This window comes from Mycobacterium sp. (assembly GCF_049281135.1).
Classification (GTDB): domain Bacteria; phylum Actinomycetota; class Actinomycetes; order Mycobacteriales; family Mycobacteriaceae; genus Mycobacterium.
In genome coordinates, this window is record NZ_JBAPRN010000649.1 from 1 (window position 1) to 6,648 (window position 6,648).

Sequence of the window (6,648 nt, forward strand, 5' to 3'; positions counted from 1 at the left end):
CCCGATGAACCGCACCACACCGGCGGCGGCGCCGACCACCTCACGGCCCCAGCGGCCATCCTGGATGCTCACGTCTGCGCCGTCCTTGCGCAGCGACTCGGCCAGTTCGCCGGCCACTTCTCGCCACAGACCGGCGGTCTTGGGAGCGGCGTATGCGGCGATGGTGAAGCGACCGTTGGCCGTCACCACCCACACCGCGCTCGGGACGCCGGTCTCGGTGAGTTCGACCTGTAGCTGTGCCCCCGGGGGCAGTGGCAGCAGCACCGCGCCGAGATCGAGGCGGGCCTCCGTGGCCACCGTGGCGTCGTCGAAATCCTCGATGTCGAACGGACCGTCGAGGTCGTCGGCAACCGGCGTATCGACCGAAGCATCCGGCTTCCGGTGTGTGCCCACGGGTTCCGGCTCGTCGACTGGCTGCTCTTTGGGTTTACGTCTGCCGAATGCCATCAGCCGCGCCGCTCCTCGTCATCGATTCGTGCCCCTCGCCGCTGCGCGGCTCGATGCGCCCCCACTGCATCGTCGCCGGCGCGGCTATAACGCCGCTCCTCCGCATCGCTTCGCTTTGCATCGTCGCCGGCTGTCACAAACTCGCATGTCCGCCGGAGGAGCCGTGGCCGCCGTCGCCGCGCGTGGTATCGCCCAGTCCGGCCTCGTCGAACGAGGACACCTCGACCAGATCGACCAACTCGACGCGCTGCACCAGCAGCTGGGCGATCCGGTCGCCGCGATGGACGACGATCGGCGCCGCAGGGTCGAGATTGATCAGCGAAAGCTTGATCTCACCACGGTAACCCGCATCGATGGTGCCGGGGCTGTTGACGATCGAAAGTCCCACCCGCGCAGCTAATCCGGATCGCGGATGCACCAGCCCCACCATCCCGACCGGGATGGCGACCGCGATCCCGGTTCCCACCAGCGCGCGGTGGCCGGGCGCCAGCTCGACGTCTTCTGCGCTGTAGAGGTCCACGCCCGCATCACCGTGGTGGGCCCGGGCGGGCAGCGGAAGCCCGGGGTCGAGACGAACAACCGCCAGACTGGTCGACACGGGGCCACAGATTACCCTTGACCGGGTGTCAGGGCCGCCAGTCACTCCGCAAAGCGTGCGGTATCGCGAGCGGTTGTGGGTGCCGTGGTGGTGGTGGCCACTGGGTTTCGGCTTGGCGGGGTTGATCGCCGTCGAGGTCAACATGGGCGTGCCGAGCCTGCCGGACTGGCTCCCGTTCGCGGTGTTGTTCGTGGTGGCAGCCGGGGCGTTGTTGTGGCTGGGCCGCGTGGAGGTCCGGGTTACCGCCGATGGCGGCGGAGTCGAATTATGGGCCGGCGAGGCCCATCTGCCGGTCACCGTGATCGCCCGGTCGGCCGACATTCCCCGCTCGGCGAAGTCCGCGGCGCTCGGGCGCCAGCTCGATCCGGCCGCCTATGTGCTGCACCGGGGCTGGGTCGGCCCGATGGTTCTGGTGGTTTTGGACGACGCCGACGATCCGACGCCGTATTGGCTGGTGAGCTCCCGCCACCCCGAGCGGGTGTTGTCGGCGTTGCGCAGCTAGTCGGCAACTTCGGCGACCATCGAAATCAGGCCGCGCAGTCCGTACAGATCATCACGCCGCCCTTTTCACTGGCCAGGCGACTGCGGTGTTGCACCAGAAAGCAGCTCGAGCAGGTGAACTCGTCGGCCTGCTTGGGAATCACCCGGACCGACAACTCTTCGCCGGACAAGTCGGCGCCAGGCAGCTCGAAGGACTCGGCGGACTCTGACTCGTCGACGTCAACGACCGCCGACGCCGCTTCGTTTCGCCGTGCCTTGAGCTCCTCCAAAGAGTCCTCTGAAACGTCATCGGTTTCGGTACGCCGTGGGGCGTCATAATCAGTGGCCATCATCTGTCCCCTCGTAACCCTGCAAGCAAAGCTTTGTACCAGCGTCGAACGCATCCGCAAAACGATTCGTGCCCGTATCGCAGAGTCTTCAAGTGTGATTTACGTCACATCCCGTATTTAGCCGCGCTACCTCGCGCTAAACACCGGGCCTTAGAGTGCGTACGTGGTCGCGCAAATCACTGAAGGTACAGCGTTCGACAAGCATGGTCGCCCCTTTCGCCGTCGCAATGCCCGGCCCGCCATCGCCTTGCTCATCGTGCTACTGGTGGCCAGCGCGGTGGTGTGGACGATCGCGCTGACCCGTCCGGCGGAGGTCCACGAGGCCACGGTGTGCACTGCGCCCCCAGAGCAAGCGGATCCCGCACAGCCGCACCTGGGCACCCTGGTGTCGCGCAGCACGATGGTCAACGTCGCGCCGGCCAAACTGGCCGACGCCAAAGTACGCGTACTCAACGCCAGCGGGCGCGGCGGCCAGGCCGCCGACGTCGCGGGCGCGTTGCGGGACCTGGGATTCCCGCAGCCCGCCGCGGCCAACGACCCGGTCTACAGCAAAACGCGGCTGAACTGCCAGGGGCAGATCCGCTTCGGCGAGGCCGGGCAGGCCAGCGCCGCAGCGGTGTGGCTGGTAGCGCCGTGCACCGAGCTGTACCGCGATGACCGCACCGACGATTCCGTCGACCTGGCGATCGGCACGGAGTTCGGCGCGCTGGCGCACAGCGATGACATCTCCGTGGTCCTCGCCGGTCTACGCCCGGGCGCCACCGAGCCGGCCGATCCCGCGCTGCTGGCCAAGATTCACGCCGGCAACTGCTGACCGCAGCCCGGTCAGCCCGGAATCGGGGCCAGGCCGTCGAATTGCGCCAACGCAGCCAGCAACTGATCGGCGATGCCGGGCGCCGCAGCGACCACCAGGGCCGCGTTGCTCTCCGGGTCCCCCGGCTGCGGCAACACCACCCGCGCGCCGGCCTCTGCGGCGATGAGCGCCCCCGCTGCGCTGTCCCACACGTGTAGACCGTGCTCGTAGTAGGCGTCGAGCCGGCCGGCCGCAACCATGCACAAATCCAGTGCCGCAGAGCCGATCCGGCGTACATCGCGGACCACCGGCAGGATCTTCGACACCAGTTCCGCCTGGACCGTGCGGCGTCGTGTGGAGTAGGCGAACCCGGTGCCCACCAGCGCCAGCGACAGGTCGTCGACCGCGCTGCACCGCAGCGGGCGGGTGCCCTCGGCGTCGGTGACGTGTGCGCCCAGCCCGGTGGCCGCCGAATACAGCCGCCCGCCGACCACATCGGCGACCGCGCCGGCCACTGAGACGCCTTCGACCTGCGCGGCCACCGACACCGAATACGACGGGATTCCGTAAACGAAGTTCACCGTGCCGTCGATGGGGTCGAGCACCCAGGTCACCGATCCGGCGGCGGCAGTCGCCGGATCGGTGGGGCCGCCGATTTCCTCGCCGAGAATGGCATCACCGGATCGCAGCTGCGCCAACCGATCACGCAGCAGCCGTTCGGTTTCGGTGTCCACCACGGTAACCGGATCGGTTGGGGTCGTTTTGGACTGCACCGCGGCATCGCCGTCCGTGCCCGCGTCCGCGCCGAAGACCTCGCCGCGGCGTCGCCGGACGAACGCGGCCGCTTCGCCGGCCAGTGTCTCGGCCACCGTCCGCAGCCGCCCCGGTTGGTTCTCAGGTGTGCTCACCGACCCATCGCATCACAGGTATTGCCGGGTTCAGCAACGTCCGGGTAACAGACCAACCAACCGCCCAGCTACGCACTAGGGTTTGGTCGACGCCTACCCCTCGCCGAGGAGATTCGATGACCAGTGCCGACTCGACCAACGCCTCGCCTGCCGCCGGAGGCACCGAGACGCCGCCGCGCCGCGGCTTCGGCGTCGACGTCGGCGGCAGCGGCATCAAGGGCGGCATCGTCGACCTGGACACCGGCGAACTCGTCGGCGACCGCTACAAGCTGCTGACACCGCATCCGGCCACTCCGTCGGCCGTGGCCAAGACGATCGCCGCAGTCGTCAACGAATTCGGATGGACCGGCCCGCTCGGCGTGACGTACCCCGGCGTCGTCACCAACGGCATCGTCCGGACCGCCGCCAATGTGGACAAGAAGTGGATCGGCACCGACGCCAGCGAGATCATCAGCGCCGGCCTGAACGGTCAGGAGGTCGTGGTGCTCAACGACGCCGACGCCGCCGGACTCGCCGAGGCGCGCTACGGCGCGGGCAAAGACACGCACGGCGTGGTGGTGCTGCTCACATTCGGGACCGGAATCGGGTCGGCAGTCATTCACAACGGGATATTGCTGCCCAATACGGAGTTCGGCCATCTCGAGGTCGGCGGCAAAGAAGCCGAACACCGCGCAGCGTCCTCGGTTCGGGACAAGCGTGGCTGGAGCTACGAAAAGTGGGCCAAACAGGTGACGAAAGTGCTGGTCGCCATCGAAAACGCGATGTGCCCGGAGTTGTTCATCGCCGGCGGAGGGATCAGCCGAAAAGCCGACAAATGGGTGCCGCTGCTGAAAAACCGCACTCCGGTGGTGGCCGCGGCCTTGCAGAACACCGCCGGAATCGTCGGCGCGGCGATGGCGGCGACGCGCGACGTGACGCACTGATTTCGTGCTCTGGCGGGGGTATTGCCCTGCTGTCGTTACAATGGTCACCGGCAGCCGCCCGACCGATAGCGGCGAATATCCACCCTGATAATCGACGCCGACATCTGACATAGCTGACGTTTTCCGGTTCACCATGCCTAGAGCACCGGAAGTTGAGTTCTACCGAAGGGGTTTACGTGGCAGCGACCAAAGCACGACCGGCAACAGAGGAGCCGGTGAAGCGCACCGCCGCCAAATCTCCCGCGAGTTCCCCGGCGAAGCGTTCGCCGGCCAAAGCCGCCAATGGCGCCGCCACCAAGACCGCCGCTAAAGCGCCGGCGAAGGCTGCCAAAGCAGCGACGGTCACCAAGACCCGCGCTGCCACCAAGACCGCAGCAGCCAAGTCTGCGCCGGCCCGTGGTCGCCCCAAGAAAGCGACCTCCAAAGGCGCCGACGACGCCGAGGTCACGACTACCGACGTTGAAACCGACGAGCAGGATCTCGAGGTCGACGCCGAACTCGACGGCGGACCCGGCGACGACATCGAAATCGACCCGGAAGACCTGAACCTCGAAGACCTCGAGGTCGACGCGACCGACGACGATCCCGAGACGCCCGAGACCGACGGAGCGGCCGTCAAGAAGCCGGCCAAAGCCGCCGGCGACGAAGCCGTCGATGACGAAGACATCGTCGAGCCGAGCGAAAAGGACAAGGCCTCAGGCGATTTCGTCTGGGACGAGGACGAGTCAGAGGCGCTGCGACAGGCCCGTAAAGACGCCGAGCTGACGGCTTCGGCGGACTCGGTTCGCGCATACCTCAAGCAGATCGGCAAGGTGGCGCTGCTCAACGCCGAAGAGGAAGTCGAGCTGGCCAAGCGGATCGAGGCCGGCCTCTATGCAACCCAGCTGATGACCGACCTGACCGAAAAGGGTGAGAAGCTGCCCGCGGCTCAGCGTCGCGACATGGTGTGGATCTGCCGCGACGGCGACCGCGCGAAAAACCATCTGCTGGAAGCGAATCTGCGACTCGTGGTGTCGCTGGCCAAGCGCTACACCGGCCGTGGCATGGCGTTCCTCGACCTGATCCAAGAGGGAAACCTGGGTCTTATCCGTGCGGTCGAAAAGTTCGACTACACAAAGGGTTACAAGTTCTCCACCTATGCCACTTGGTGGATCCGCCAGGCGATCACCCGCGCGATGGCCGACCAGGCCCGCACCATCCGCATCCCGGTCCACATGGTCGAGGTGATCAACAAGCTGGGCCGCATTCAGCGTGAGCTGCTGCAGGACCTGGGCCGCGAGCCCACGCCCGAAGAGCTGGCCAAGGAAATGGACATCACCCCGGAGAAGGTGCTGGAGATCCAGCAGTACGCCCGGGAGCCGATCTCGCTGGACCAGACCATCGGTGACGAGGGCGACAGCCAACTCGGTGACTTCATCGAGGACAGCGAAGCCGTGGTGGCCGTCGACGCGGTGTCGTTCACGCTGCTACAGGATCAGCTGCAGTCGGTGCTGGAGACACTGTCCGAGCGTGAAGCCGGCGTGGTACGGCTGCGCTTCGGCCTGACCGATGGACAGCCCCGCACCCTCGACGAGATCGGCCAGGTGTACGGCGTCACCCGTGAGCGCATCCGCCAGATCGAGTCGAAGACGATGTCGAAGCTGCGCCACCCCAGCCGTTCCCAGGTGCTGCGCGATTACCTGGACTAGCCGACACCCCGCGACCGGCAACCGGGCCCTTTACTCCCCGATCAGATCGGCCCTCTCGCGAGTCCAGTACGTGTAGGTCTTGCCGTCCCGGCCCGTGATCGTGACGGTGTTCTCGTCACGTATCCCTCGTCCGTGTCGTCCCGAGAATTCATCCACATCTGAATTCGGGCGTCGGTGGTCCGTCGCGTTGTCCTCTGCTAACTGCGCCGCGAACAGCGCGCTGGAGCGGTTGTTGAACAACCGGACAGGGTTGAGAGTGGTCACGCCCACCCGGATCGTCAGGGACCAGCATGTCGACCGGTAACGGTCGTCGTACATGGTCAGCGTGGGGTCGCCGTCGTATGCGCCCACCTCAAAGAGGCGAGCGGTGTACGTGCGGTTGCCGCTATATGCGCGGTACTGCTCGTCGTCGTCGTCTTTAATCCAGCGAAGTATCAATGAGGGTGGGCGTTTCTCTCAGG

General features: G+C 66.6%; 9 protein-coding genes. 4 read left to right on the top strand and 5 right to left on the bottom strand.

Annotation, left to right across the window (positions count from 1 at the left end; translation table 11 throughout):
- Positions 1-450, bottom strand: a 450-nt coding sequence (locus WAN02_RS25675) for a DUF3710 domain-containing protein (RefSeq protein WP_422267708.1), incomplete at its 3' end; no start/stop codon positions are given.
- A 130-nt stretch (positions 451-580) separates the two neighbouring features.
- Positions 581-1,045 (bottom strand): dUTP diphosphatase, encoded by a 465-nt coding sequence (dut, locus tag WAN02_RS25680; protein ID WP_422267694.1) that lies wholly within the window; start codon positions 1,043-1,045, stop codon positions 581-583.
- A 25-nt stretch (positions 1,046-1,070) separates the two neighbouring features.
- Between dut and WAN02_RS25685 the strand changes: the two genes are divergently transcribed.
- Positions 1,071-1,547, top strand: a complete 477-nt coding sequence (locus tag WAN02_RS25685) for a DUF3093 domain-containing protein (RefSeq protein WP_422267696.1) — start codon at positions 1,071-1,073, stop codon at positions 1,545-1,547.
- 25 nt (positions 1,548-1,572) lie between these two features.
- On the opposite strand, the gene WAN02_RS25690 is transcribed toward WAN02_RS25685, so the two are convergent.
- Positions 1,573-1,875: a DUF4193 domain-containing protein gene (locus tag WAN02_RS25690; RefSeq protein ID WP_067332485.1), complete on the bottom strand. Its 303-nt coding sequence runs from the start codon at positions 1,873-1,875 to the stop codon at positions 1,573-1,575.
- Positions 1,876-2,038: 163 nt separating this feature from the next.
- Between WAN02_RS25690 and cei the strand changes: the two genes are divergently transcribed.
- A complete protein-coding gene (cei, locus tag WAN02_RS25695; protein WP_422267698.1) occupies positions 2,039-2,689 on the top strand; it encodes an envelope integrity protein Cei in 651 nt (216 codons plus the stop codon).
- An 11-nt stretch (positions 2,690-2,700) separates the two neighbouring features.
- On the opposite strand, the gene WAN02_RS25700 is transcribed toward cei, so the two are convergent.
- Entirely contained in the window at positions 2,701-3,576 is an 876-nt protein-coding gene (locus tag WAN02_RS25700) for an inositol monophosphatase family protein (protein WP_422267700.1), read from the bottom strand.
- Positions 3,577-3,692: 116 nt separating this feature from the next.
- Here WAN02_RS25700 and ppgK point away from each other — a divergent pair, with 116 nt between their 5' ends.
- Together ppgK and WAN02_RS25710 are read left to right on the top strand one after the other, a co-directional pair.
- On the top strand, positions 3,693-4,499 hold the full coding sequence (gene ppgK / locus WAN02_RS25705) for a polyphosphate--glucose phosphotransferase (protein ID WP_422267702.1): 807 nt from the start codon (positions 3,693-3,695) through the stop codon (positions 4,497-4,499).
- A 176-nt stretch (positions 4,500-4,675) separates the two neighbouring features.
- Positions 4,676-6,187 (top strand): RNA polymerase sigma factor, encoded by a 1,512-nt coding sequence (locus WAN02_RS25710; protein WP_422267704.1) that lies wholly within the window; start codon positions 4,676-4,678, stop codon positions 6,185-6,187.
- A 30-nt stretch (positions 6,188-6,217) separates the two neighbouring features.
- Here the strand turns inward: WAN02_RS25710 and WAN02_RS25715 are convergent, their stop codons facing one another.
- The gene (locus tag WAN02_RS25715) at positions 6,218-6,538 is read right to left on the bottom strand and encodes a hypothetical protein (RefSeq protein ID WP_422267706.1); all 321 of its coding nucleotides are present in this window, start codon (positions 6,536-6,538) and stop codon (positions 6,218-6,220) included.
- Between the last annotated feature and the right edge of the window lie 110 nt (positions 6,539-6,648).

Bases quoted from the DNA above. Each gene is read 5' to 3' on its own strand.
- WAN02_RS25690 (WP_067332485.1), bottom strand. From the start codon at position 1,875: ATGGCCACTGATTATGACGCCCCACGGCGTACCGAAACCGATGACGTT.
- ppgK (WP_422267702.1), top strand. From the start codon at position 3,693: ATGACCAGTGCCGACTCGACCAACGCCTCGCCTGCCGCCGGAGGCACC.